25 protein-coding genes and 1 tRNA gene are annotated in these 25204 nt (G+C 73.0%); 18 read left to right on the top strand and 8 right to left on the bottom strand.

Annotated elements, in window-relative coordinates:
• Positions 1–39 precede the first annotated feature (39 nt).
• Genes MB828_RS19045 through MB828_RS19055 form a run of 3 tightly spaced genes read left to right on the top strand, consistent with a single transcriptional unit; the run spans position 40 to position 2203 of the window.
• Positions 40–705 carry an MFS transporter gene (locus MB828_RS19045; RefSeq protein ID WP_301649263.1) on the top strand — a complete coding sequence of 222 codons (666 nt, stop codon included), beginning with the start codon at positions 40–42 and terminating at the stop codon, positions 703–705.
• A gap of 29 nt (positions 706–734) precedes the next feature.
• Positions 735–1598 (top strand): MFS transporter, encoded by an 864-nt coding sequence (locus tag MB828_RS19050; protein ID WP_301649264.1) that lies wholly within the window; start codon positions 735–737, stop codon positions 1596–1598.
• Positions 1595–2203 carry a TetR family transcriptional regulator gene (locus MB828_RS19055; RefSeq protein WP_301649265.1) on the top strand — a complete coding sequence of 203 codons (609 nt, stop codon included), beginning with the start codon at positions 1595–1597 and terminating at the stop codon, positions 2201–2203. Before MB828_RS19050 ends, MB828_RS19055 begins: the two co-directional genes overlap by 4 nt.
• Before the next feature lie 48 nt (positions 2204–2251).
• Here MB828_RS19055 and MB828_RS19060 read toward each other — a convergent pair whose 3' ends face one another.
• Both MB828_RS19060 and MB828_RS19065 read right to left on the bottom strand, forming a co-directional pair.
• The gene (locus MB828_RS19060) at positions 2252–3124 is read right to left on the bottom strand and encodes a spermidine synthase (protein WP_301649266.1); all 873 of its coding nucleotides are present in this window, start codon (positions 3122–3124) and stop codon (positions 2252–2254) included.
• Between the two features lie 55 nt (positions 3125–3179).
• A complete protein-coding gene (locus tag MB828_RS19065; RefSeq protein ID WP_301649267.1) occupies positions 3180–3584 on the bottom strand; it encodes a hypothetical protein in 405 nt (134 codons plus the stop codon).
• 255 nt (positions 3585–3839) lie between these two features.
• On the opposite strand from MB828_RS19065, the gene MB828_RS19070 reads away from it, so the two are divergent.
• A complete protein-coding gene (locus MB828_RS19070) occupies positions 3840–5318 on the top strand; it encodes a hypothetical protein (RefSeq protein ID WP_301649268.1) in 1479 nt (492 codons plus the stop codon).
• Between the two features lie 32 nt (positions 5319–5350).
• Here the strand turns inward: MB828_RS19070 and MB828_RS19075 are convergent, their stop codons facing one another.
• Complete coding sequence (locus tag MB828_RS19075; RefSeq protein WP_301649269.1) at positions 5351–5947, bottom strand: histidine phosphatase family protein; 597 nt, start codon at positions 5945–5947, stop codon at positions 5351–5353.
• Positions 5948–6191: 244 nt separating this feature from the next.
• On the opposite strand from MB828_RS19075, the gene MB828_RS19080 reads away from it, so the two are divergent.
• The 7 genes from MB828_RS19080 (at position 6192) to MB828_RS19110 (ending at position 12600) form a co-directional block, all read left to right on the top strand.
• Positions 6192–7145, top strand: a complete 954-nt coding sequence (locus tag MB828_RS19080) for a phosphatase PAP2 family protein (RefSeq protein WP_133021733.1) — start codon at positions 6192–6194, stop codon at positions 7143–7145.
• Positions 7099–8217, top strand: coding sequence for a hypothetical protein (locus tag MB828_RS19085; protein WP_301649295.1), 1119 nt, complete (start codon positions 7099–7101; stop codon positions 8215–8217). Before MB828_RS19080 ends, MB828_RS19085 begins: the two co-directional genes overlap by 47 nt.
• A complete protein-coding gene (locus tag MB828_RS19090; protein ID WP_133021732.1) occupies positions 8208–9797 on the top strand; it encodes a hypothetical protein in 1590 nt (529 codons plus the stop codon). The genes MB828_RS19085 and MB828_RS19090 overlap by 10 nt, the downstream gene beginning before the upstream one ends.
• Positions 9794–11134 (top strand): AAA family ATPase, encoded by a 1341-nt coding sequence (locus tag MB828_RS19095; RefSeq protein ID WP_301649270.1) that lies wholly within the window; start codon positions 9794–9796, stop codon positions 11132–11134. Before MB828_RS19090 ends, MB828_RS19095 begins: the two co-directional genes overlap by 4 nt.
• Positions 11135–11412: 278 nt before the next feature.
• The gene (locus MB828_RS19100) at positions 11413–11778 is read left to right on the top strand and encodes a hypothetical protein (protein ID WP_301649271.1); all 366 of its coding nucleotides are present in this window, start codon (positions 11413–11415) and stop codon (positions 11776–11778) included.
• 149 nt (positions 11779–11927) lie between these two features.
• Positions 11928–12536: a bifunctional DNA primase/polymerase gene (locus MB828_RS19105; RefSeq protein ID WP_301649272.1), complete on the top strand. Its 609-nt coding sequence runs from the start codon at positions 11928–11930 to the stop codon at positions 12534–12536.
• A tRNA-Lys gene (locus MB828_RS19110) sits at positions 12527–12600 on the top strand. Before MB828_RS19105 ends, MB828_RS19110 begins: the two co-directional genes overlap by 10 nt.
• 71 nt (positions 12601–12671) lie before the next feature.
• Here MB828_RS19110 and MB828_RS19115 read toward each other — a convergent pair.
• A complete protein-coding gene (locus MB828_RS19115; RefSeq protein ID WP_133022327.1) occupies positions 12672–13886 on the bottom strand; it encodes a M6 family metalloprotease domain-containing protein in 1215 nt (404 codons plus the stop codon).
• Positions 13887–14258: 372 nt separating this feature from the next.
• Here MB828_RS19115 and MB828_RS19120 point away from each other — a divergent pair, with 372 nt between their 5' ends.
• On the top strand, positions 14259–16100 hold the full coding sequence (locus MB828_RS19120) for a putative bifunctional diguanylate cyclase/phosphodiesterase (RefSeq protein WP_301649273.1): 1842 nt from the start codon (positions 14259–14261) through the stop codon (positions 16098–16100).
• On the opposite strand, the gene MB828_RS19125 is transcribed toward MB828_RS19120, so the two are convergent.
• From MB828_RS19125 to MB828_RS19135, 3 genes are all read right to left on the bottom strand, one after another.
• The gene (locus MB828_RS19125; RefSeq protein WP_301649274.1) at positions 16070–17167 is read right to left on the bottom strand and encodes an LLM class flavin-dependent oxidoreductase; all 1098 of its coding nucleotides are present in this window, start codon (positions 17165–17167) and stop codon (positions 16070–16072) included. The two genes, MB828_RS19120 and MB828_RS19125, sit on opposite strands and share 31 nt — an antisense overlap.
• Before the next feature lie 255 nt (positions 17168–17422).
• Positions 17423–18154, bottom strand: coding sequence for a maleate cis-trans isomerase family protein (locus MB828_RS19130; protein ID WP_301649275.1), 732 nt, complete (start codon positions 18152–18154; stop codon positions 17423–17425).
• On the bottom strand, positions 18151–18948 hold the full coding sequence (locus MB828_RS19135; protein WP_133021725.1) for a maleate cis-trans isomerase family protein: 798 nt from the start codon (positions 18946–18948) through the stop codon (positions 18151–18153). Before MB828_RS19135 ends, MB828_RS19130 begins: the two co-directional genes overlap by 4 nt.
• A gap of 161 nt (positions 18949–19109) precedes the next feature.
• Here MB828_RS19135 and MB828_RS19140 point away from each other — a divergent pair, with 161 nt between their 5' ends.
• Positions 19110–20063, top strand: coding sequence for a D-2-hydroxyacid dehydrogenase (locus MB828_RS19140; protein ID WP_133021724.1), 954 nt, complete (start codon positions 19110–19112; stop codon positions 20061–20063).
• 16 nt (positions 20064–20079) lie between these two features.
• The gene (locus MB828_RS19145) at positions 20080–21486 is read left to right on the top strand and encodes an amidase (RefSeq protein WP_301649276.1); all 1407 of its coding nucleotides are present in this window, start codon (positions 20080–20082) and stop codon (positions 21484–21486) included.
• Positions 21487–21552: 66 nt separating this feature from the next.
• Here MB828_RS19145 and MB828_RS19150 read toward each other — a convergent pair whose 3' ends face one another.
• On the bottom strand, positions 21553–22047 hold the full coding sequence (locus MB828_RS19150; RefSeq protein ID WP_165941390.1) for a DUF3830 family protein: 495 nt from the start codon (positions 22045–22047) through the stop codon (positions 21553–21555).
• A 47-nt stretch (positions 22048–22094) separates the two neighbouring features.
• Between MB828_RS19150 and ehuB the strand changes: the two genes are divergently transcribed.
• Genes ehuB through ehuA form a run of 4 tightly spaced genes read left to right on the top strand, consistent with a single transcriptional unit; the run spans position 22095 to position 25168 of the window.
• Positions 22095–23024 carry an ectoine/hydroxyectoine ABC transporter substrate-binding protein EhuB gene (ehuB, locus tag MB828_RS19155; protein WP_301649277.1) on the top strand — a complete coding sequence of 310 codons (930 nt, stop codon included), beginning with the start codon at positions 22095–22097 and terminating at the stop codon, positions 23022–23024.
• Complete coding sequence (ehuC, locus tag MB828_RS19160) at positions 23021–23737, top strand: ectoine/hydroxyectoine ABC transporter permease subunit EhuC (protein WP_301649278.1); 717 nt, start codon at positions 23021–23023, stop codon at positions 23735–23737. The genes ehuB and ehuC overlap by 4 nt, the downstream gene beginning before the upstream one ends.
• Complete coding sequence (gene ehuD / locus MB828_RS19165; RefSeq protein WP_133021719.1) at positions 23734–24384, top strand: ectoine/hydroxyectoine ABC transporter permease subunit EhuD; 651 nt, start codon at positions 23734–23736, stop codon at positions 24382–24384. Before ehuC ends, ehuD begins: the two co-directional genes overlap by 4 nt.
• Positions 24374–25168, top strand: a complete 795-nt coding sequence (gene ehuA, locus MB828_RS19170; protein ID WP_430381399.1) for an ectoine/hydroxyectoine ABC transporter ATP-binding protein EhuA — start codon at positions 24374–24376, stop codon at positions 25166–25168. The genes ehuD and ehuA overlap by 11 nt, the downstream gene beginning before the upstream one ends.
• The last annotated feature ends 36 nt before the right edge of the window (positions 25169–25204 follow it).

Raw genomic sequence — 25204 nt, forward strand, 5'->3', positions numbered from 1 at the left:
AGTAGCCTCTCATTAGGTTGCTCCTCTCGGGAGGTTCACATGTCCGTGCACGACCTGTCCCAGTCCCCCCGCCGCTGGCTCGCTCTCGCCGCGCTCACCCTGAGCGTGCTGATCGTGGGCCTCGACGGAACCGTGATCAACGTCGCGCTGCCGACCATCGCCGGCGAACTCCACGCCGACAGCGCGCAGTTGCAGTGGATCGGCGGCGGCTACCTGCTGGCCCTGTCGGTGGCGATGCTTCCGGTCGGCCTGCTCGGCGACCGCCTCGGCCACCGGAAGCTCCTGCTCTCCGGCATCGCCCTCTTCGGCCTCGCCTCGCTGGCCGGTTCGCTGTCCGGCTCACCGTCGGCGGTCATCGCGGCCCGGGCCGTACTCGGCCTCGGCGCCGCCGCGATCATGCCGCTGTCCATGGCGATCCTGCCCCGGGTCTTCGCCAAGGAGGAGCTGCCCAAGGCCATCGCCGTATGGACCGCGGCCACCGCGCTCGGCATGCCCGTCGGACCGGTGGTCGGCGGCTGGCTGCTCGACCACTTCTGGTGGGGGTCGGTGTTCCTGTTCAACGTGCCCGTCGCCGCCGTCGCCCTGGTCGCCGGCCTGTGGCTGCTGCCCAAGGACGCCGACCGCGTGAAGACCGCACCGTTCGACGCCCTCGGCACCGGCCTGGGCGGTCTCGGCACACCGCACTGGTCTACGGCACCGTCCTGATCCCCGCGAACGGCTGGACCGGCCCGTCCGTGCTCGCCTCGCTGGCCCTCGCGGCCGTCCTGCTGACCTGGTTCGTGCTGCGCGAGCGCCGTCACCCGCACCCCGTCGTCGACCTGCGGCTGTTCGCCGACCGCCGCTTCCTGTGGGGCACGTTGATCGCCGTCTTCGTCAACTTCGCGGTGATGGGGATCCTGTTCGTCGTCCCGCAGTACCTCCAGGCCGTCCTCGGCAACGACGCCTTCGGTACCGGGCTGCGCGTCCTGCCCCTGATCGGCGGCCTGATGGCGGCGGCCGCGGCGAGCGAGCCCCTGGTCCCACGGCTCGGCGCCCGCACCGTCGTACCGGTCGGCCTGCTCGTGCTCGGCGCGGGCGCGCTGCTCGGCGCGACCACCGGTGTCACGGACGGCTACGGTTTCACGGCGCTGTGGCTCGGCCTGACCGGCCTCGGCTTCGGCCTCGCGGTCGTGCCCGCCACCAGCCTGGTCATGTCCGCGCTGCCCGAGGACAACACCGGCTCGGGCACCAGCCTCCTGGAGACCGTCCAGCAGCTCGGCGGCGTGCTGGGCGTGGCGGGTCTCGGCAGCCTGCTCAGCTACGGCTACCTGGCCCGCCTGCACACCGGCCGGCTGCCCGCGCCGGCGGCGGACGCGGCCCGCGACTCGGTGTCCGGCGCCGACGCCGTCGCCGCCCGGCTGCACGACACGGGACTGGCCGTCTCCGCGCACGAGTCCTTCGTCCACGGCATGAACCTGGTCCTCACGGCCTGCGGGACGATCGCCGTGCTCGGAGCCGTACTGGCCGCCGCCTTCCTGCCCGGCCGCGCCGCCTGCTCCCGCGGGTGCTCCCGTACGGTGGCCCGGTCGGCCGCCCAGCACGCAGAATCGGTGGCATGACGACGCACGAGACCTCCGCCGCACCCGCCGGCCTGCGAGAGCGCAAGAAGCGGCAGACCCGCGAGCGCATCCGCCGCGAGGCCTACCGGCTCTTCGCCGAGCACGGGTACGAGGCCACCACGGTCGACCAGATCGCGGACGCGGCGGAGGTCTCCCCCAGTACGTTCTTCCGGTACTTCCCCACCAAGGAGGACGTGGTCCTCCAGGACGAGTACGACCCCGCGCTGGCCGCCGCCCTGCGCGACCGCCCGGCCGGCGAACCCATCGTCGACGCGGTGCTCAACTCCCTGAAGGGGCCCATGGGAGAGATGCTCCAGCGGGACCGGGAGGACCTCCTGCTGCGCACCCGGATCTCCTTCACCGACCCGGCCATCCGCGCCCGCAACGTCGCCGAGCAGGAGCGCAGCGAGCGCGCCATCGCCGAGATCATCGCCGAGCGCACCGGCCGGGACGCCTCCGACCTGGAGATCAGGTGCGCCGCCGCGGCGATCATCGCGGTCTTCACCACGCTGGTCCGGCACTGGGTCGAGGGGGACGGCCAGGAGGACCTGGCGGAGCTGTACGAACGTCACCTGCCGTTGCTGTCCAGCGGGTTGCGTTTCTGAGAGTCGGCGGAACACCGACCCGGGGGTCAGCGGAACACCGACCGGGGGTCAGCGGAACACCGAGGGCGGCGGGGCCGGGGAGGCCACCGCGGCCTCGTCCGTCACGGGTACGGCCCCGCCGGTGAAGTCGGTGAGCTGTCTGCCGTGTTCGAGCCGGGCGGGGTGCGGGTCGGAGGCGGCCCGGCGGGTCAGTTCGGCTATGGGCAGCGGGCGGTCGGAGGCGACGAGGACCGCGTTGCCGAACCGCTTGCCGCGCAGCACGGCCGGGTCGGCGACCAGGGCGAGCTCGGCGAACCTGGCAGCGGCGGTGGCTATCTGACCGCGCAGGTGGGCGAGCGGCGGCCCGTCCGCGAGGTTGGCCGCGTACACGCCCCCCGGCCCGAGCGCCCTGCGCACCTCGTCCAGGAACTCCGTGGACGTCAGATGCGCCGGTGTGCGCGCCCCGCTGAACACATCGGCTATGACCAGGTCCGCCCAGGCCTCCGGGACCTTGCCGAGGCCGTCCCGGGCGTCCACGGACCGCACCCGGATCCGCGCGTTCGCGTCCAGCGGCAGCTCCCGCCGCACCAGCTGGACCAGGGCCGCGTCCCGCTCGACGACCTGCTGGGTGGACCGGGGCCGGGTCGCCGCGACGTACCGCGCCAGCGTGAACGCCCCGCCACCGAGGTGTACCACCCGCACCGGCCTGCCCGGCGGTGCCACGAGGTCGATGACGTGGCCGAGGCGCCGCTGGTACTCGAAGGAGAGGTACGCGGGGTCGTCGAGGTCGACGTGCGACTGCGGGGCGCCGTCGATGAGCAGCGTCCAGGCGCGGCCGCGGTCGGGGTCGGGTACGAGCTGCGCGAGGCCGCCGTCGACGGCCTCGACCACGGCTTCGACGGCGGCGGCCGACCGGCGCCGGGTGTTCCTGGACTTGCCCATGGGGTCATTTTCCCAGGTGCCCGCCGTGCGCGGAATCCAGGCGTCCGCGCGTACGTCAGCGGCAGCTGTCCGCCGCCCTGATCATCCGCGCCGCCTCTCCCAGCGCCCGGCGCAGCACCGCCGGGTCCGTCGTGAGGTCGGCCTCGCCGGGTGGCAGCAGCCAGTCGGAGCCCTCGACGGGCGGGTCCGGGTTGAGCCGCAGCCCACGCCCGTCGGTCCCGGTGCAGGTGCTGCCGGGAACGTCCCAGCCGGCCGCCGTGCCGGCCGGCACCACGAAGCCGAGGGTGCCGCCCCCGTCGTCGTGGAGCACGGGCCCCACCGCCTCCCCGGTCCCCCGGCGCAGGATGTCGACCGCCTCCAGGCCCTGCCGGGCCGGCACCGTCACGAGGTCGCATCCCGCATCGTCCGCCGCCGAAGTGTCCGGCGGCGTACGAGGATCGTTGCTCTGGCTGGTCTCCATCCCGGCCTCCACCGCGCAGCCCTCTTGCCGTCCATGGGGTCCAACGCGCCACCGCGTCAACGGCTACGGCGGAAGTCAGCCGCAAAGGATGGCAGTTCATGGCAGATCAGGTATGAGATATCCGGTTTGTAGCCAAACCCTGCGTCACGGGTCCGACACAGCAGGTACGTTCTTGCCCGCCGGAATCAGGGGTCCACTCGGACAACTCACCACGAGTCCGGCATGGTTCGACGGTTCGCACGAGAGGACCCGGCCATGGCGTCGTCCACCACGACCGCGTCGCAGCCCGATCGGCCGGTACGGCCGAACCTCGCCTTCCGGCAGCTGCGCGGCCGGCACTCGCCGGCCGAGTTCGCCGCGCTGGTCCGGCGTGCCGCCCGCGAGATCGGCGAGCGGGTGAGCTGTGACGCGCGCTACATCGGTCGGGTCGAGGCGGGGGAGATCCGCTGCCCGAACTACGCGTACGAACGGGTGTTCCTGCACATGTTCCCCGGCCGCACGCTCGCCGACCTCGGCTTCGCGCCGCGCTCGGCCGTCCGCGGACGCGCGGCACGGCCGCCGGAGGACGCGCCCCACGCGCCCCTCCCCCTCGCCCGGGGTGAGACGGAGGAGGCCGTCGAGCCGTATGACCCGCAAAACCCGTACCACCCGCATGAACCGCACAGGACGCGGAACCCGCAGGACCCGTTCGAAACGCACGACAACTACGAGGAGAGCGACGTGCTGCGTCGCCTATTCATGACCGGCGGGAGCGCCACAGTCGCCACCGCCACGCTGAGCCCCCTGGGCTTCACCATCGACGCGACGGCGGCGGGCCGGCCGGTGCGCCGTGCCGGGACCTCGCACGCGGCAGCCCTGGAGGAGGCCGTACGCCGGATCCGGCTGCTCGACGACCGGCACGGCGCCGACGGGCTCTACCGGCGCGCGGCGGCTCCGCTGCGCGCCGCGTACGCGCTCCTTGACGCGGGCGCCACCCGGCAGACGACCGCCGAGCGGTTGCACTCGGGCGCCGGTGAACTGGCCATCTCCGTGGGGTGGCTGGCGCACGACTCCGGCCGCTTCGACGACGCCCGCTCGCACTACGCCGAGGCGCTGGCGACCGCGCGGATGACCGGGGACCCGGGCCTCGAGGCGCACGCCTTCTGCAACACGGCGTTCCTGGCCCGGGACGCCGGCCGGCCACGGGAGGCGGTGCGCGCGGCCCAGGCCGCGCAGCGCGTCGGGCGCCCGCTGGGCTCGGCCCGCCTGATGTCCCTGCTGGCGCTGCGCGAGGCGGGCGGCTGGGCGGGGCTCGCCGACCGCACCGGCTGCGAACAGGCGCTGGCCCGTGCCCAGGCCCTCTTCGAGCGAGGCCACTCGGACGCCGACCCCGAGTGGATGAGCTTCTACGGAGAGGCCGAGCTGGAGGGCCTGGAGGCGCAGTGCTGGTCCACGCTGGGCGACTGGCGCAGGGCCGCGCGGCACGCGCGCCGGGCGGCCGACCTCCAGGACCCGCACTTCACCAGGAACATCGCGCTGTACACGGCGGAGCTGGCCGACGACCTCGCGCGCGGGGGGCGGCCTGACGAGGCGGCGACGGCGGGGATGCGGGTCCTGGAGCTGCTGGACCAGGTCCAGTCGTCACGCATCCAGGGGATGCTGGCGGGGACGGCCCGGGTGCTGCTGCCGCACCGGCGGGCCAGCGGGGTGCAGGAGTTCCTGGACCGGCACGCGTCGACACCGAGGGTCGTGTAGGGCGGCCCCCCCGAAGGGGCACGCCGACGGCGTCAGCCCGCCAGGTGCCCCAGGTCGTTCCAGCTCTCGATCGCGGGTTCGCCGTACGCCCATCCCAGCACCGAGAGCGAGGTCGGGTTGAGCCGGATTCGGGCCGCGAAGTCCAGCGGCAGGCCCAGCCAGCGCGCGCCGATCGACCGCAGGATGTGCCCGTGGGCGAACACCAGCACGTCCCGGTCGGCGGAGCGCGCCCAGGACACCACCTCGTCCGCGCGGGCGGTCACCTCGGCCAGGGACTCGCCCTCGGGAACGCCGTCGCGCCAGATCAGCCAGCCGGGACGGGAGGACTGGATCTCGGCCGGGGTCAGCCCCTCGTACGCCCCGTAGTCCCACTCCATCAGCGTGTCCCACCGGGTGGCCCGGTCGCCGAAGCCCGCCAGTTCGCACGTCTCACGCGCGCGTGCCAGCGGGCTGGTGCGCACCTCGGCGTCGGCGAGACCTTCGTACGGCGGCCGGTGCAGCCGCTCGCCGAGCAGCTTGGCCCCCCGCCGGCCCTCCTCCAGGAGCGGTACGTCGGTCCTGCCGGTGTGCTTGCCGGACAGCGACCACTCGGTCTGTCCGTGCCGGGCCAGCAGGATGCGCGGTGCCATGGAGGGTGAACCCTTCGGGAGAAATTCGGAAGCGGGACACCTCCATCATCGCCCACGCTGGGAACTCGCCGGGAATGCGCCGGGCCCCCGCCGGGCAGGCGCGGGCAGCGGGCAACCCGGCGGGCGCTCTCCGCGTCTTTGAGGGCTGAGCGCCCCGCAGGAGCGGGCGCGCGTACACCGTAAAGTGTCACGGTCGGCCCGCGGGGCGCCGCGCAGACAGGGACGAGAAGGGGGAGGCAGTCGGATGCCGCAGACCGAGAAACCGGGCACCGAGGTGACTGCGCGAACCCGGCTGCGCTGGTGGACCGAGCTGCCGCTGATCCTGCTGGTGTACGGCTGCTACACGGCCGGCCGGCTGCTCGCGCGCGGGAACACCGCCAGCGCCGTCGACCACGGTCTGGCGATCCTGCGCATCGAGAAGGACCTGCGTCTGAACGCCGAGCACCCGCTCAACCGGCTGTTCACACGCGAGCCATGGCTCGGTGTGCCGGCCGACTTCTGGTACGCCTCGCTGCACTACGTGATCACACCGGCGATCCTGGTCTGGCTGTTCCGCCGGCGCTCCGAGATCTACCGGGGGGCCCGCACCTGGCTGATGACGTCCACGTTCATCGGCCTGATCGGCTTCACCCTGCTGCCCACCTGCCCGCCCCGGCTGCTGGACGCGAAGTACGGGTTCGTGGACACCATGGCCCAGTACAGCTCGTACGGCTGGTGGGGCGGCCAGGCCAGCGCCCCGCGCGGGATGGGCGGCATGACCAACCAGTACGCGGCGATGCCGAGTCTGCACTGCGGCTGGGCGCTGTGGTGCGGGGTGATGCTGTGGCGGTACGGCAACAGCCGGCTGACCAAGGTCCTCGGGGTGGCCTACCCGCTGCTGACCGCGATCGTCGTGATGGGCACCGCCAACCACTACTTCCTGGACGCGGTCGCGGGTGCCGCCGTGATGGGCGCCGGGTTCCTGCTCGCGCCGTACGTGACGCGGGTCGCGGAGCTGGTCCGGGTCCGGGTCGCCCCGGGCACCTCGCTCGTCGCAGCACGCTCGGACGGCGCAGGTTCCCCGATTGTCAGTGGCGGATGCCAGACTTCGCCGGGTGAGCGAATTCCATCGCAGCGCGAGTCCTCTCTCGCCTCCGGAGCCGAACCGGACGCTGCCCCCACAGACGCGGGGGACGGCGCTCCGGCACCGGCTCGCTGAGCTGCGCGGCCCCGACGTCCCCGCCAAGGCCCTCGACGCGCGTGCCCTCGCGGCGCTCGCCGCGAACCCGGGGTGCCGCCGGCGGGCGATCCTGGACGGCGCCGGGGTGGACAAGACCGCGCTGGCGAGCGCGCTGGGTTCGCCGTCGGCGTTCGGCCAGTCGCAGTTCGCGCTGACCCGGGGCAACGCGTTCGAGGCGAAGGTGAAGGCGGACGGCGGCGCGGAGTTGCTGCGGCTGGTGCGCGCGCACCTGGACCCGGGCGCCGAGGCGGCCGAGCGGGCCGCCGTGCCCGACCTGTCCGCGATCGGCCCCGAGGGGCGTACGGCACGTACGGCGCTCGCCCTGCGGGAGGCCGGTGAGGCGGGCGGCTGGACACTGCTCGACCATCCGATGCTGGCCCTGGAGGTGGCCGGCTCCCCCGCGTTCCTGGAACCGGACGCGGTGGTCGTGCACCCCGACGGCGGCTGGACGGTCGTGGAGATCAAGTCCTTCCCGATGCTGGACGGTTCGGCCGACCCGGCGAAGGTGGGCGCGGCCGCCCGTCAGGCGGCGGTGTACGTCCTGGCCCTGGAGGCGGTCGCGGCCCGGCTCGACCCGTCCCCGCGCGTCCGCCACGACGTGCTGCTGGTCTGCCCGAAGGACTTCTCCAACCTGCCCACCGCGTCCGCCGTGGACGTCCGCAAGCAGCGGGCGGTCACCGCCCGGCAGTTGGACCGGCTCACCCGGATCGAGGAGATCGCCGGCACGCTCCCGGCGGGCACCTGTTTCGCCCCGGACCTGCCGGCCGAGCAGCTCACGGCGGCCGTGGAGGCCGTCCCGGCGACCTACGCGCCCGACTGCCTGTCCGCCTGCGAACTGGCCTTCCACTGCCGGCAGCGCTCCCGCGCGGCCGACGAGGTCACCGCGCTGGGCCGCGCGGTCCGCGCCGAACTGGGCGGTCTCACCACCGTGGAGGACGTGCTGTCGGCGGCCCGCGGCGAGAGCGGCGACCCCGCCGATCCGGCGGTCGCGGCCCTGCGCCGGGCGGCGGCCCTGCGGGCCGAGGCCCTTCAGGGGGCCGCGTGTCCCTGATCACCACCCTCGCCCGTCTGGAAGCCGTCAGCACGGGCGTCGCGCAGCCCGCCGCGACCGTCCGCCACCGGCATCTCTCCCGGCAGCCGCTGGTCTTCGTGCCGCTCACCACCTCCGGTGAGGCCGGCGCCCCGCTCGGCGCGCTCGTCGGCACCGACCGGGACGCCCCGCGGCTGCTGGTCGTACCGCAGCCGCGCGACCGTGACCTGCGGTTCGCCTTCCTCGCCGAACTGGCCGACGTGGTCCTGCCGTACCTGGACTCCTACGCCGGGTCCGTGGAGGCCGCCGAGCGCACCGAGACCGACCCGGAGACCGGCAAGCGGGTCAAGGTCGAGGTCGAACTGTGCGCGGACGCACCCCAGTTGATCGTGCCGGGGCGCGCCGGCGTCGAGTACGTACGGCTGCTGGGCCGGTCCATGCGGTTCCGGCGCACGGCGGAGCAGGACCCCGAGGCGCCCTACCCGGCGCCGCCCCGGGTGCCGCTGCTCGGCCGCTGGCTCACCCACTTCGGGGAGCGTGCCCGGGTTCCCGGTTCCTCCCTCCTGCTCGCCATGACGGACCTGCTGTCCCGGCACTGGGCGACCGGCCAGTCCGGCATCGAGGACCAGCACCTGGGCGCGCTGCTCGCCTGGATCGACCCTCCGCAGGGCAGCACGGGCGCGGCGGCCGCCCGCACGGCGGAGCTGGCGCGGGACACGGACGGGCAGTTGGTGTGCCCGCCGGCCGGTCCGGCCACCGACCCGGCGTTCGACAACAAGCTGCTCGCGCCCGCCTTCGAGCGCTACGACCGGGCCCGCACCGCCCTGGCCGGTGCCGAGGACGGCCTCCAGGCCGACACCCGGCTGGGCATCCTCACCGCCGCCGAGCGGGAGATCCGCGACCTGGTGGCGAGCCGGACCCGGCCCACCTGGGACGCGGTGTGGCGCGGCCTGGACCTGCTGCACCGGCTGCCGGAGGGGGCCAGGGTCGAGGAGCGGTGGACGCGCGACCGCTGGTCGTTCACCGGGCACCGGGACCGGGTGCTGGCCGGCGAGCCGCCGCAGCCGCGCCGGGACGACGCGGTCACCGCCGCCGGCAAGCTGGCCACCCGCGAGCGCGAACAGGCCAGGCTCGACGCCCAGGAGGCGCTGGACGACCCGCTGGTGATGGCGGGGCGGCGGCTGTCCGGGGAGGCGTTCGCGGGCGAGGTCCTCGATGTCGTCATGGCGTACAGCGAGGGCAAGCGGCCCAGCCCGCGCCCGCTGGTGACCGTGCGCACCGAGGACCGGCCGCAGCTGGCCGAGGGCGCGAAGACGTACCGCTCGCTGGGCGGCAAGCCGCAGTCGATGGAGTTCGTCGGGCACGAGGCGCCGGGGGTCGTCGTCCTGCGGGTGCTGGACAAGATGGGCCGGGGGAAGGAGCCGGAACCCGGCTCGGTCCCCGAGAAGGGCGACCGGCTCACCCTCACCCTGTTCGAGCACGAGCAGCGCGGCGGGGCGAAGCTGCCCGACCCGGAGGCGACCCCCTGGACGCACGGCGGGCCGCCCGGCGAGGGCGTGCCGGAGCCGGCCGACGCGATGACCCAGGAGGACGTCCTGTGACGACGACCACGGCCTTCGACCCGGGCGCCGAGGCCGCTCGCGCCACCGCCGCGATCCTGCACGACACCCTGCACGGCACCGACCGGGGTGTGGTCGTGGACTCCCCGCCGGGCGCCGGCAAGTCCACGCTGGTGGTCCGCGCGGCGCTCGAACTCGCCGACGCGGGCCGGCCGCTGATGGTGGTCGCGCAGACCAACGCCCAGGTCGACGACCTGGTGCTGCGCCTCGCCGAGAAGGACCCGGAGCTTCCGGTCGGCCGCCTGCACAGCAGCGACTCCGACCCGTACGACAAGGCGCTGGACGACCTGCCCAACGTCCGCAAGTCGGCGAAGGCGGCGGACCTCAGGGACACGCCGGTCGTGCTGTCCACGGCGGCGAAGTGGGCGCACGTCACGGTGGACGAGCCCTGGCGGCACGCGATCGTCGACGAGGCGTACCAGATGCGTTCGGACTCGCTGCTCGCGGTGGCCGGGCTGTTCGAGCGGGCGCTGTTCGTGGGCGACCCGGGCCAGCTGGACCCGTTCGCGATCGTGGGCAGCGAGCAGTGGGCGGGCCTGTCGTACGACCCCTCGGGCTCGGCCGTCTCGACGCTGCTCGCGCACAACCCGGGCCTCCCCCAGCACCGTCTCCCGGTCTCCTGGCGGCTGCCGGCGTCGGCGGCCCCGCTGGTCTCCGGCGCGTTCTACCCGTACACCCCGTTCCGCAGCGGCACCGGCCACGGTGACCGCCGCCTCTCCTTCTCCGTGCCCGCCGACGGCTCCGGCCCCGACCGGGTGATCGACGAGGCGGCGGAGTCCGGCTGGGGCCTCCTCGAGCTGCCCGCCCGGCACACCCCGCGCACCGACCCGGAGGCGGTGCGGGCGGTGGCGACGGTGGTCCGGCGGCTGCTCGACCGGGGCGGCGCGGCCGTGTCGGAGCGCTCACCGGATCCCACGCCCCTGACCGCCGACCGGGTGGCGGTCGGCACGGCCCACCGCGACCAGGCGGCGGCGGTCCGCGCGGCGCTGGCCGAGCTGGGCGTGAGCGAGGTCACCGTGGACACGGCGAACCGCCTCCAGGGCCGCGAGTACGACGTGACGGTGGTCCTGCACCCGCTCTCCGGCCGCCCCGACGCCACCGCCTTCCACCTGGAGACGGGCCGCCTCTGCGTGCTGGCCTCCCGCCACCGCCACGCCTGCATCGTGGTCTGCCGGGCCGGCGTGACCGACCTCCTGGACGCCTACCCGTCGACGGAACCGGTCCAGCTGGGCACCGTCGTGAAGTTCCCGGACGGCTGGGAGGCCAACCACACGGTCCTGGCCCACCTCACCGAACACCGCGTGTCCTGGAGACCCTGACCGACGCCCCGGCGCCCGCGCCGACAGGGGGCCCACGCGGCACCCCTCCGTCCGCCGGACGAAATCCGGCCCGCCGCCGGAGGCGGCCAACGGTCCCAGCCCCGGACGGCTGGGAGGCCAACCACACGGTCCTGGCCCACCTCACCGAACACCGGGTGATCTGGCGGGCCTGAATGGTCGGGGTGGGGGTACGCAGAGTGAGCCGGCGGCCCTGGGGTCCCCTTGCGCGGCGCGAGAGAATGGACGGTGGCCATCGAACCGTACGAGGAGGACCAGACATGGCGGAGCCCACGCCGCGACGGAACGAACCGCGGCTACGCCCCGCGCCCCTGCTCTTCGAGCCCGTGGCAGCGGTCGCCGACCCGGAGCACTTCTTCGGGCTGGAGTCGATAGACGACCCCGGGGCGCTGCTGGCGCGGGCGACAGAGCTGACCCTGGCGTTCCGGGTCGCCACCGACCGCGCGGTGGAGTTCCAGGCCATGGCCGCCGCCCAGCTCGCCGACCCGCGCCGCTTCGACCGGCTGACCCCGGCCGACATCGCCGAGCGGGCCGGGTGGACCGAGGACTACGCGAAGAAGATGGTCGAGTTCGGCCGGGACCTGCTGAAGGGCGCCGAGGGGGCCGAGCCGGCGGAACCCGTGTAGCGGGCGGAACCCGTGTAGCGGGCGGGCGGCCGGGCGCCACGACCCGGGGGGCATATGCCAGGCGGGCAAGATACCCCGCCGTGCCGGGCAGCGCCCCGGTTTCCGGCAACTCACGGCGAGCGGGCACTCACGAGGGGTATCACATCCCTATGAGCAGCACACCGTACGAGACCTTCCCCGGCCACCACGGCGACCGCGGCGACGCGGCCGGGATCACCTCCGACGGAGCCGCCTGGCTCGCCTCCGCAGGAACGTATCCGCGGAGCACGCTCGCCTTCTGGGAGGAGCGGCCGGACGCCCCGGTCGTCCTGCCCTGCGGCGCCGCGTTCGACGTGGTGAACGCCCCGGCGATGCACGGCCGCCGCATGCTGGACCGGCTGTGGGACGAGGGGCCGGGATCCGGGCCGGTCGCGGTGTTCCGGGGCCGGATGCTCCTGTTCGCCGCCCCGGGCACCGCCGCCCGGCTGCCCTCGCTGCTGGACTGGGAGGAGTGGGGCGGCCGCGGCCAGGCCGTACCACCGCTGCTGTGCCACGGCACCGGCGACGCGGTGACCGTCCCGGCACTCAACGGCGACCACGGTCCGGCCCCGGCCGACGCCCGCTGGCTGGTCGCCCCGGACACCCGGCACCCGTGGCTGCCCGGCCCCGAGATCCTGCTCTGGGCGGCGGTACGGGCGGCCCGGCCGACCGTGCGCATATCGATTTTTCCTCCCGCCGATCAGGATGCTAAGGTCTACGACGTCAGCAGGCGCCGCTAGCTCAGTTGGTTAGAGCAGCTGACTCTTAATCAGCGGGTCCGGGGTTCGAGTCCCTGGCGGCGCACGCGAAGTAGATGACGGATGGGCCAGGCTCCAGTGGAGCCTGGCCCATCCGTCATCGTGCGTCCTCTCCGGTCAGGCCAGCTGCCTGGGCGTGATCTTCACGTTCCAGGCGCCGGACGCCGTGCGTCCCTCCACGTCCACCTTCACCCCCTCCCCCGGCACCGTGAAGCTCTCACCGAGGGCGACCGGGGCGTCGGCCAGTGGCGGGTAGACCGAGTTCTCCCAGCATGCCTCGGTACGCGGATGCGCGTCGATCACCTCGACCGGGCCGCCGCCGGAGGCCGTCTCGTCACGGACCCGGTAGACCAGGACGCCCTGCCGGCAGGTCGCGCTGTCGTTGCCCGCCGCACCGCGCGCCTCGAAGGCCAGCGCGCTGTCCGGACCGGTGCGCACCACCGCCAGCTTGGTGCCGTCGCCGAGCCCGAACGCCGGCGCGCCCGCGGCGCCCTGCTGCGGCACCCCGGGCCCGGCGGACAGCGGCTCCAGGGTCAGCCGGGTCGGTCCGGTCCCCTTCACGCACACCACCTGGCGCGGATCCAGCCATCCCAGCTTCCACTTGTGCCAGCCGAAGAAGTCCGGGGACAGACCGAACTGGCTGCCCATCAGGTCCCAGTCGCCGACGTACGTGTCCCAGTCGCCCTTGCCGTCCACCGGACGGTGGTAGAGGTCGGGGAGGTCGAAGACGTGCCCGGTCTCATGGGCGAGAACCAGCCGGTCCGGCGGATGCTTCTCGAAGACGGTGACCACCCGCCGGACGTCCGTCCCGTCGACGTGTGCCGGGGTGTCCAGGTTGACCACCTTCGTGGCGTCCGAGTCGACGCCGGGCGCGTCCGGATCGGCCACGAAGTACACGACGTCGTAGTGCGCGAAGTCGACCACCGGATCGGCCACCGCGAACGCGTCCCGCAGGTAGGCGGCCCGCAGCGGCATGCTCCAGTCGCGCTGTATGCCGTACGCGACCGACGGCCGGGGCATCCGCAGCCAGTGCGTCAGCGGGTGCGCCCGGATGGTGAACTTCCCGTAGGAGGCGCGCTCGTAGAAGCGGCTGGTGGCCGGGAAGTGGTCGGCGGCCAGCTCCGCTGGGGTGGTCCGCGGAGTGGCGTCCGGGAAGGAGAGGAACACCATCACGGCCGACAGCGGGTGGGTCGGGCGGGTGTAGTCGGGGTTCCAGGTGTCGACGCCCTCGGAGTGGTGCGCGTCCGTGCGGGGCAGGGCGCAGGGGGCCGTGGAGAACGGCTCGGCCACCGACGGCCCGGTCAGGATCGTCGTCGCGACGAGCGCTGACATCGTGGTGAACACGGCGGCGCTGCTGCGCAGCAGGAGACGCGGCACGGAAGGACCTCCGGAGGCGGTTCGCGGGACACCGGACCCAGCCTGCGGGCATTTGTCGCGTTATGACCTGTTTATCTGCACCAGAAGGGTGAGGAACCCCCTGCTTGCCACGGAGAGACCCGAACGGCCGACACCCCGACACGCTCACGGACCGTCACAAGTGGTCGTGCGCCTCAAGAACCCGTCCAGGTGCGGGCAGAAACGATCTGTCAGAACCACCGGTTCATCGTGGACACTGGACAGTGGCTGCACGGCCCTCGGGCCAGCCTCTATGATCGGCAGACTTTCCTGCACGGACAGAGATCGAGTGCACTGCGGGAGCGAGCGGTGAGCGGAACGTCCGAAGGGCCGACGCCCGCGGCAGACCTCGACCGGTCCGCCGTCACAGAGAGTGACAAGAGCTATCGGAAGTCGTACGAGACGACAGAACTGAGGACCTACGAGTACGCCTTCTCGGCCGCCGCGCTGCCCATGATCGTGGTCGACGGCGAAGGCCTCGTCGGCGCCGCCAACGAGGCCTTCGCCACGCTGATCGGCGCCGATCCGGCCGGACTTGCCGGGCGGGTGGCCGCGGATCTGGTGGACCTCGCCTCCGACGCCCGCACCTGGCACGCCTACCGCGAGGTGCTGCGCGGCCGGCAGGCCAAGCTGCGCTGCACCCGGCGGCTGAAGCATCCCGACGGGCACTCGGTGTGGGTCCAGGTGACCATCGCCCCGCTGGCCAAGGGTGTGCCGGGGGTGCTGATCTCGGTCACCGACATCAGCGACCGCCGTGAACTCCAGTCCCGGCTGAGGCATTTGCAGATGCACGACCCGGTGACCCGGCTGCCCAACCGGTCGCTGTTCTTCGAGCGCCTTTCGGCCGCGCTGGAGGCGGAGTCGTACGAGCGCAGCGGCACCGGCCGGATCGGCCTGTGCTATCTCGACCTGGACGGCTTCAAGGCGGTCAACGACACCCTCGGCCACCGGGTCGGCGACCGGCTGCTGGCCGCTGTCGCCGAGCGGCTGACCAGGATCGCCGACGAGGCCGGCTTCGCGCGGGCCGGGGCGCCGCTGGTGGCCCGGCTCGGCGGCGACGAGTTCGCGCTGCTGGTCGAGGACTCCACGGGCACCGAACAGCTGGCCGACCTGGCCGAGTCGGCGCTGGCCGCCCTCCAGGCGCCGTTCGACCTGGCCGGCCAGCGGCTGTCGCTGTCGGCGTCGATCGGAGTGGTGGAACGGCATGCCGCCGGCACCACCGCGACCGGTCTGATGCAGGCCGCCGACACGACCCTGTACTGGGCGAAAGCCGACGGCAAGTCCCGCTGGACGCTCTTCGACCCGGAGCGCAACGCCCACCTGGTGACCCGTCAGGCACTCTCGTCCACCCTCCGCCCGGCCATCGAGCGAGGGGAGTTCGCGCTCGAGTACCAGCCGCTGGTGGGTATGGGGGACGGACGGCTCAGCGGCGTCGAGGCGCTGATCCGCTGGCACCATCCGCAGTTCGGGACCTTGACGCCGAATCGGTTCATCGGACTGGCCGAGGAGGACGGTTCGATCGTCCCGCTCGGCCGCTGGGCCCTGACCACCGCCTGCCGGCAGGCCCGCCGCTGGCAGCTGGACCACCCGGCCGGGCCGCCGATCTTCGTCAGCGTCAACGTCGCCGTCCGCCAGGTCTGGGACTCCGACCTGGTCGCGGACGTGGCCGAGACCCTCGCCGAGACCGGACTGGCCCCGCACCTGCTGCAACTGGAACTCACCGAGTCGGCGGTCATGGGCTCGGCGGGCCGCCCGCTCCAGGCCCTCCAGGCCCTCAGCGACATGGGCGTCCGGATCGCCATCGACGACTTCGGCACCGGCTACTCGAACCTGGCGTACCTCAGCCGGCTCCCGGTCTCCGTCCTCAAACTGGACGGCTCATTCGTCCGGGGCTTCCAGTACGACGACCCGGGCGACCGCCCGAACCCGGCGGACGAGGTGGTGGTGGAGGCGATGATCCAGCTGGCCCACCGGCTGGGACTCACCGTCACCGCGGAGTGCGTCGAGACGTCGGCGCAGGCCTCGCGGCTGCGTCACATCGGCTGCGACACCGGCCAGGGGTGGCTGTACTCTCGGCCGGTGACGGCGGACCGCATCTCCGAACTGCTGGACACCCGCAGCTACGCGGACACCCCGGTCGGCAATCCGTAGGCGTCGGCGACCAGTTCGTAGGAGCGCAGGCGCAGCTCGCCGCGGTGGGCGTGCGTGGTGAGCATCAGCTCGTCGGCGCCGGTGCGCTTCTGGAGGTCGTCGAGGCCGGCGCGGACCTCGTCCGCGGTGCCGTGCACGATGTTGGACGTCCAGGAGTGCACGAACTCCTCCTCCATCGGGGAGAACTCGTGGTTCTCGACGTCGTCGGGGTCCGGGAACAGACCGGGCCGCCCGGTGCGCAGCCGCACCATGTTCAGCGCGCCGGCCCGTACCTGCCGCCGGGCCTCGCGCTCCTCGTCCACGGCCAGCACGGAGACGCCGATGAGGGCGTAGGGCTCGTCGAGGACGGCGGACGGGCTGAAGGACTCGCGGTACAGGTCGAGGGCCGGGATCGTGTTCTGCGCGGAGAAGTGGTGCGCGAAGGCGAACGGCAGCCCGAGCATGCCGGCCAGCCGGGCGCTGAACCCGGAGGAGCCGAGCAGCCAGACCGGCGGCCGGTGCGGGGACTGGACACCGCCCGGGGTGGTGCTCTGGACCGGCCCGGGGATCGCGTGGATCCGCCGGTACGGGTGCCCGTCCGGGAAGTCGTCGTCCAGGAACCGGGTCAGCTCGGCCAGCTGCTGCGGGAAGTCGTCGGCGCCCTCATTGAGGGTCTGGGTGCGGCGCAGCGCGGCGGCGGTGGCCCCGTCGGTGCCCGGCGCCCGGCCGAGGCCGAGGTCGACCCGTCCCGGGGCCATGGCCTCCAGCGTGCCGAACTGCTCGGCGATGACGAGGGGGGCGTGGTTGGGCAGCATGACCCCGCCCGAGCCGAGCCGGATGCGCTCCGTGTAGGCGGCGAGGTGGGCGAGGATCACGGCGGGCGAGGAGGAGGCCACGCCGGGCATCGAGTGGTGCTCGGCGACCCAGTACCGGTGGAAGCCGCGCGCCTCGGCGAGCCGTGCGAGGTCGACGCTGGTGCGGAGGGCGTCGGTGGCGGTACTGCCGGTGCCGACGGTCACCAGGTCCAGTACGGAGAGGGGGACGGGGGCGGTCCCGTGCGTGATGCCCCGGATCTCGTCTGCCGACACGGTGAGAGCCTCCTGTTTGCCGCCGTGAGCTGTACTGAGAGGCGATAACAGGAGGTGGTCTCCGTTTATTCCGCGGCTCGCTGCCGTATCGCGGCCGCGGGCGGGCGGGGGCCGATCGCGCAAGGTCCCCGCCACTCACTGTCGTATCGCGGCTGCGGGCGGGCGGGGGCTGATCGCGCAGTTCCCCGCGCCCCTGCGGGGCGCTGGGCGAGGGGCCGGGGGTCAGGGGCGGGGCTCCCTGGTGCGGTGGGGCGGTCAGGCCTGTACGAGGGGTTCGCGGGTGAAGAGGGTGCCCAGGGCCGGCGCGTTCACTCGGCGGTCCGCCAGGCGCAGCCCCTCCCACACCGTCACCTGGTTCGCCGTGAGCACCGGCTTGGACAGCGCCTTCTCCAGCAGCGGCAGATGCGCCGCCGTGTGCAGTGCCGTGTCCGGCAGGAGCACCGCCTCGGGCCCGCCCGCGTCCGCGGCGCGCGCCAGCGTGAGGACCTCCTCCTCCCCCCACGTCCCCACCTCGGCCGCCGTGACGATCCCCGCGGAGCGCACGCCGGTCACCTCCAGGCCGCCGGCCCGCAGGAAGTCCGCGAAGAGCTGGGCCACGTCGTCCGGGTAGGTCGCGCCGACCGCCACCCGTCGTACGCCGAGCTCCCGCGCCGCGTGCACGAACGCGAAGGGCGTCGCCGACGCCGGCAGCCCGGCCGCCCGGGCGAGGTCGCGGACCTGCTGCTGGGCGCCCTCCCAGCCGTACACGAAGCTTCCGCTGGTGCAAGCCCACACCACCGCGTCCGCGCCCGCGAGCCGCAGTTCCGCCACCCCGGCGGCGAGCCGGTCGGCGGAACCCATCTCGCGGAGCGCGTCCACCCGGTGCGCGTCCTCACCGATGTCGGTGTGGACGACGTCCACCCGGATGTCGCTGCCGAGGAGCTGCTCGATACGGGGATAGTCGTCCTCGGCGGAGTGCCCCGGGTAGAGGAGTCCGAGCGCTGTCATGTCCACCCTTCCTGCTGTTCTTCCGGCAGTACGGGCCACTCCCGCGGCACGGATCCGTCGGGATGACGGACCAGCGTCTGATAGGGCCCAACCGCTCGGGTACCCAGCCTGCGCAGCGCCGCCCACATCGTGACCTGGTTGGCCGACAGGACGGGAACGCGCAGCTCGGCCTCCAGCTGGGGGATGACGTCGTAGGTGGGGAGGTTGGTGCAGGAGATGAACAGTGCGTCGGCGGCCCCGGGCCGTACCGCCCGCCGTGCCATGGCCACCACCTCCCGGTACGGCACCTGCCAGATGTGCCGGGTCAGCCCCATGAACGCGCAGCCCGCGACCCGTACGCCCGCCTCCGCCACGTACTGCGCGAGGACCCGGGTCACCGACTCGGTGTACGGGGTGACCAGCGCCAGCCGCCGTACGCCCAGCTCGGTCAGCGCGTCGAGGAGCGCGCCGGAGGTGGTGAGGGAGGGCACCGCGCCGGAGCGGGTCATCGCCTCGCACATCGCGCGCTCGCCGGCGATCCCGCCGACGAAGCTGCCGGAGGTGCAGGCGTAGGCGACGACCTCGGGCGCCACGGCGGTCAGCGCGCGCACCGCCTCGCCGAGCGTCTCGTGCTCGCTGACCAGCCGGGCCAGGTCGAGGCTGACCTCGACGGGCACGAAGGGAGTCCTGGTCAGGTGCAGGGAGACGTCGTCCGGGACCCAGCGCCACAGCTCGCGGTCGAGCGCGAAGTCGAAGGGCGCCACGACGCCCACACCGCGCTGGGGACGGGGCCCGCCCAGAAAGGAGACGTCCATGGGGCTCACCGGCCTCACACTGGAAGACGAGAGGGCAACGGTCTACGGACACGCCCGTGTTGACGAAGGTAGGGTCGGGTGCGAGCGCGGTCAATCCGCGCATCTCAGACGTGCCATCCGCCCATGTCGGACGCTACCGGACGCCGGGAGACCGCCCCGAAATGACGCCGCCTGTGCCCACCGTGCTGGTCCTCGACGCCGACCCGCCGCCTCGCCTCGGCCGGCTCACCGGCCGCGCCCGGATCGTGCGCACCGACGCGGCCGGACTCGCCGCCCGGCTGCCGGCCGCCGACGTCCTCCTGGTCTGGGACTTCGCCTCGCGCGCGGTGCGCGAGGCCTGGCCGGGGCCGGGGCCCCGGCCGCGCTGGGTGCACACCGCGAGCGCGGGCGTGGACCATCTGATGAGCCCCGAGCTGGCCGCGTCCGACACGGTCGTCACCAACGCGCGCGGGGTCTTCGACGAGCCGATCGCCGAGTACGTGGCGGCGCTGGTGCTGGCGCTCGCCAAGGACCTGCCCCGGACTCTCGACCTGCAACGGGAGCGGACCTGGCGGCACCGCGAGGCGCGCCGGGTGGCCGGCACGCGGGCTTGCGTGGTCGGTTCCGGGCCGATCGGGCGGGCGATCGTCCGCACCCTGAAGGCGCTCGGTGTCACGACCGCGCTGGTCGGCCGGGTGCCGCGGACCGGCATCCACGGCCCCGAGGACCTGGACCGGCTCATGTCCCGGGCGGACTGGGTGATCGCCGCCGCCCCGCTGACCGAGCAGACGCACGGCATGTTCGACGCGCGCCGCTTCGGTGTGATGCAGCCGTCGGCCTGCTTCATCAACGTCGGCCGGGGCCCGCTGGTCGACGAGGACGCGCTCGTCCAGGCGCTCACCAGCCGCTGGATCGCCGCCGCGGCCCTGGACGTCTTCGCCACCGAACCCCTCCCCGCCGACAGCCCGTTGTGGGGGGCGCCGGGTCTGGTCGTCTCCCCGCACATGAGCGGTGACACGGTCGGCTGGCAGGACGACCTGGCCGACCAGTTCGTGGAGTTGTACGAGCGCTGGGCGGCGGGCAGATCCTTGCTGAACGTGGTCGACAAGAAGCGCGGATACGTGCCAGGTCACTGACCCTCGGGAGGGGCCCATGGAGCTGACCGACCTCACCGCCCGACGACTCCTGGACGGCTACCGCGAGGGCGAGTTCGGCCCCGTGGAGGTGACCCGGGCGGTCCTGGAGCGGGCGGCGCGGATCCAGCCGGCGGTCAACGCGTTCGTCCGTCTCCTGGAGGAGGACGCCCTGGCGCGGGCCCGCGCCTCGCAGGAGCGGTGGCGGCGGGGCGAGCCGCGGGGCCTGCTGGACGGGGTGCCGGTGACGGTGAAGGACATCCTGCTGCTGCGCGGCCATCCGACCCTGCGCGGCTCCAGAACCGTCTCCCTGTCCGGGAGTTGGGACGAGGACGCGCCCTCGGTCGCCCGGCTGCGCGAGCACGGCGCGGTGTTCGTCGGCAAGACGACCACTCCGGAGTACGGCTGGAAGGGCGTGACCGACTCCCCGCTGTCCGGGATCACCCGCAACCCGTACGACCCCTCGCGCACCGCCGGCGGCTCCAGCGGTGGCAGCGCGGCGGCCGTCGCCCTGGGCGCGGGCCCGCTGTCCCTGGGCACGGACGGCGGCGGCAGCGTCCGGATCCCGGCCGCGTTCTGCGGGATCTTCGGCCTGAAACCGACGTACGGCCGGGTCCCGCTCCATCCCGCGAGCGCCTTCGGCACGCTCTCGCACGTGGGTCCGATGACCCGGGACGCGGCCGACGCGGCCCTGCTGCTCGACGTGATCGGCGCCCCCGACGCCCGGGACTGGTCGGCTCTCCCGCCGGCGCCGGGGCCCTTCTCGGCGGTCCTCGACGAGGGCGTGCGCGGCCTGCGGGTGGCCTTCTCGCCGGCCTTTGGCGGGCAGGTGGCGGTGGATCCCGCGGTCGCGTCGGCGGTCCGGCGCGCGGTGTCCGGGCTGGCCGGGCTGGGGGCGTACGTGGAGGAGGCCGACCCGGACTTCAGCGATCCGGTGGCGGCGTTCCACACGCTGTGGTTCGCGGGCGCGGCCCGGGTGACGCAGCGGCTCTCCCCCGAGCAGCGCGCGTCGCTCGACCCGGGGCTGCGGGAGATCTCCGCGGCCGGTGCCCGGCTGAGCGCGCTCGACTATCTCGCCGCGGTGGACGTCCGGATGGACCTGGGCCGCCGGATGGGTCTCTTCCACGAACGCCACGACCTGCTGGTGACACCGACCCTGCCGGTCACGGCGTTCGAGGCGGGCCGCGAGGTCCCGGGTGGCTCGGGCCACCGCCGCTGGACGGGCTGGACCCCGTTCACCTACCCCTTCAACCTGACCCAGCAGCCGGCGGCGACGGTCCCGGTGGGGAAGGACGCCGCCGGGCTGCCGGTGGGCCTCCAGATCATCGCCGCCCGCCACCGCGACGACCTGGTGCTGCGAGCGGCCCACGCGCTGTACCGGGCGGGGGTGGCCACGGCCCCGCCGGCAGGCGCCGTAGCGGCCTAGCGCCGTGGCGGCCTGGCACCGTCGCGGCCGGTACGGCAGTGGCGAGGGGACGGCCTCGGGGCCGGGCTACGCCCTGCGGAACGTCAGCGTCTCGCCCGCCGCGCCCGTGCGCCACAGGTCGTTGCAGGCGTCCGCCAGTTCGGGAAGGCCTTCGGTGATCTCTCCCCAGACGATCCCCGGCACCCAGCCCACGTCCCCGTTGAGCAGCAGGTTGTTGCGTTCGTAGAAGACGGCCAGGTCGACCAGGGTGGTGCCGGGGCGTACCTCCCGGTCGTAGCCGTAGGCCCGGGTGGCCAACTCCGTGCCGGCGAAGGAGAAGTAGCAGAGGTCGCCGGGGACGGGCGTGACGGTCGGGTTCTCCAGGGGCGGTTCCGTCTCCGCGAATGGCGGGAACAGTGCGTAGATCTCGTTACGTGCGTACTTGGCGTGGTACACGTCCCCGGAGAGCGGCAGAGCGTTCCAGACGGCGGCGCAGGTGAGCGGCGCGCGGTCGTCCAGGAGGCGGGCCGTGGCGGTGACTCCACGCTTGACCAGCGAGACTTCGATGTGTCGATTGCCCATGCAATCCATGGTGCATAAGTCGGATGGGCCCGGGTAGCCGCGCCGCCATGGCTCCACCACATGGGAACGACACAGACACATCTGGGTATGAACCCAGACATTCTCGGCGGGCGGTGCTCGCGGGCGCCGCGGCCGTCGGCGCCCTCGCCGCCGCCGGGTGCACAAGGGTGGCCACCGCCTCCACCACCAAGGGCGGTGACCTGCTGCAACGCCTGCGTGCCCAGGGTGTCGTGCGGCTCGGGATCGCCGGTGAGATCCCCTTCGGGTACATCGACAAGGACGGCCGTCTGACCGGTGAGGCACCGGAGTTGGCGAAGGCGGTCTTCAAGCGGCTCGGGGTCGACAAGGTGCAGCCGGTGCCCACCGAGTTCGGTTCGCTGATTCCCGGACTGAATTCGCAGCAGTTCGATGTCGTGGCCGCCGGGATGTACGTCAACCCGGAGCGGTGCGCGCAGGTCATCTTCGCCGACCCGGACTACCAGATGCTCGACTCGTTCGTCGTGCGGAAGGGCAACCCCAAGGGACTGCACGACTACCGGGACGTCGTCGCCAAGAAGGCGAAGTTCGCCACGGGGACGGGCTACGCGGAGATCCAGTACGCGGTCGAGGCCGGGTACAAGGAGAGCGACATCCTGATCGTTCCCGACCAGGTCGCCGGGCTGAACGCGGTGGAGGCGGGGCGCGTCGACGTGTTCGCCGGGACCGCGGTCACCGTCCGGGAGGTCGTCAAGAAGTCCGCCAAGGCCGAGGCGACCAAGCCGTTCGCGCCGCTCGTGGGCGGCAAACCGCATGTCGACGGGGGCGCGTTCGCGTTCCGGTCGGCGGAGACGCGGCTGCGGGACGCCTTCAACGCGGAGCTGCGCAAGCTGAAGCAGACCGGCGAACTGCTGCGGATCCTGAAGCCGTTCGGCTTCACCCAGGCCGAGATGACCGACCTGACGGCGAAGGAGCTGTGCGGGGGAGGCAAGAGCGGATGACCTCGGGACTCTGGGAACTCGTGATCAAGGGCACCTGGACCACCCTCCAGCTGCTCGTGCTCAGCGGGCTGCTGATGACGGCCGTGGCCCTCGTGGTGGGCGTGACGCGGACGAACCGGCTCTGGTTCGTCCGGTTCCTCGCCGGCCTGTACACCGAGGTGTTCCGCGGCACCTCGGCGCTGGTGATGATCTTCTGGGTGTTCTTCGTGCTGCCGGTCGCGTTCGGCTGGCAGCTGGTGCCGCTGTGGGCGGGCACCCTGGCGCTCGGGCTGACGTACGGCGCGTACGGCTCGGAGATCGTGCGCGGGGCGCTGAACGCGGTCGACCCGGCGCAGAAGGAGGGCGGGATCGCGCTCAGCTTCACGCCCTGGCAGCGGCTGCGGCTGATCCTGCTGCCGCAGGCCGTGCCGGAGATGATCCCGTCGTACTGCAACCTGCTCGTCGAGCTGCTCAAGGGCACCGCGCTGGTGTCGATCACCGGCATGGGTGACCTCGCCTTCAGCGGGAACCTGGTGCGGCTGGCGTTGCAGGAGAGCGCGCACATCTACTCGTATCTGCTGGTCATCTACTTCGTGATCGCGTTCGTCATCACCCGGCTGATGCGTGGACTCGAGAAGCGGCTGAAGGCCGGGGTCGGCAAGGACCCGGGGAACGAGCGCACGGCGCGGGCGGCCAAGCGCAGGGAGACGACCGGGGTCGGTGGTGTCGCGTGAAGTGGGACTGGAGTGCCGTCAGCGAGTTCATGCCGCACTTCTGGGACGGCCTGCTGGTCACCCTGCAGGCGCTGGCCCTCGGTTCGCTGATCTCGTTCACGCTCGGGCTGGTGTGGACGCTGCTGATGCGGACGCCCACCAGATGGGTGCGCTGGCCGGTCGGGGTGGTGACCGAGTTCGTGCGCAACACCCCGCTGCTGGTGCAGCTGTTCTTCCTGTTCTACGTGCTGCCCGAGTGGGGCCTGACCTTCTCCGCGCTGACCACCGGGGTCTTCGCGATCGGCCTGCACTACTCGACGTACACCATGCAGGTCTACCGGGCCGGCATCGAGGCGGTGCCGGCCGGCCAGTGGGAGGCGGCGACGGCGCTCAGCCTGCCGGCCCGGCGCACCTGGGCGGTGGTGATCCTGCCGCAGGCGCTGCGCCGGGTGGTGCCGCCGCTCGGCAACTACGTGATCTCGATGCTCAAGGACACACCGATCCTGATGTCGATCACCGTCCTCGAGATGCTCGGCCAGGCGCGGCTCTTCTCCCAGCAGCACTTCCAGTTCACCGAGCCGGTGACGGTGATCGGCGTCGCCTTCATCGTCATCTCCTACCTCGCCTCCCTTCTCCTGCGCACCCTGGAGCGTCGCCTTGTCCGTTGAGACCAGCAAGCAGAGCGATCAGCAGCCGGCCGCGGCCGGCACCACGTCCGCCGAACTCATCCGTCTGGAGGGGATCACCAAGCGGTTCGGCGACAACACCGTCCTGGACGGGCTCGACCTGAGCGTGCAGGCGGGCCGGCACGTCACCCTGATCGGGCCCTCCGGGTCCGGCAAGACCACCATCCTGCGGCTGCTGATGACCCTGACCAAGCCGGACACCGGCACCATCACCGTCGACGGGCAGCGCCTCTTCCCGGCGTCGGAGAAGGAGCTGCGGGAGGTCCGCAAGCAGATCGGGATGGTGTTCCAGCAGTTCAACCTGTTCCCGAACATGACCGTGCTGCGCAACATCACCGAGGCGCCGGTTACCGTGCTCGGCCTGTCCAAGGACGAGGCGGAGGCGCGCGCCCGGGAGCTGCTGGACCTGGTGGGCCTCGCCGACAAGGCCGACGCCCGGCCGACGAAGCTCTCCGGCGGCCAGCAGCAGCGGGTCGCGATCGCCCGGGCGCTGGCCATGCGGCCGAAGGTGCTGCTCCTCGACGAGGTGACCTCGGCGCTCGACCCCGAGCTGGTCGCGGGCGTGCTCGACCTGCTCAGGGACATCGCACGCACCACCGACATCACGATGCTCTGCGTGACCCACGAGATGAACTTCGCCCGTGACATCTCCGACCAGGTCCTGATGTTCGACTCGGGCCGGATCATCGAGGCGGGTCCGCCGGAGCGGATCTTCAGCGACCCCGAGCAGGAGCGGACCCGGGAGTTCCTCAGCGCGGTGCTGTAGATATTTCCATCGCTCGGTCCTAAAAGTTTCCCAACG

Source organism: Streptomyces arenae, from assembly GCF_022343545.1.
Classification (GTDB): domain Bacteria; phylum Actinomycetota; class Actinomycetes; order Streptomycetales; family Streptomycetaceae; genus Streptomyces; species Streptomyces humi.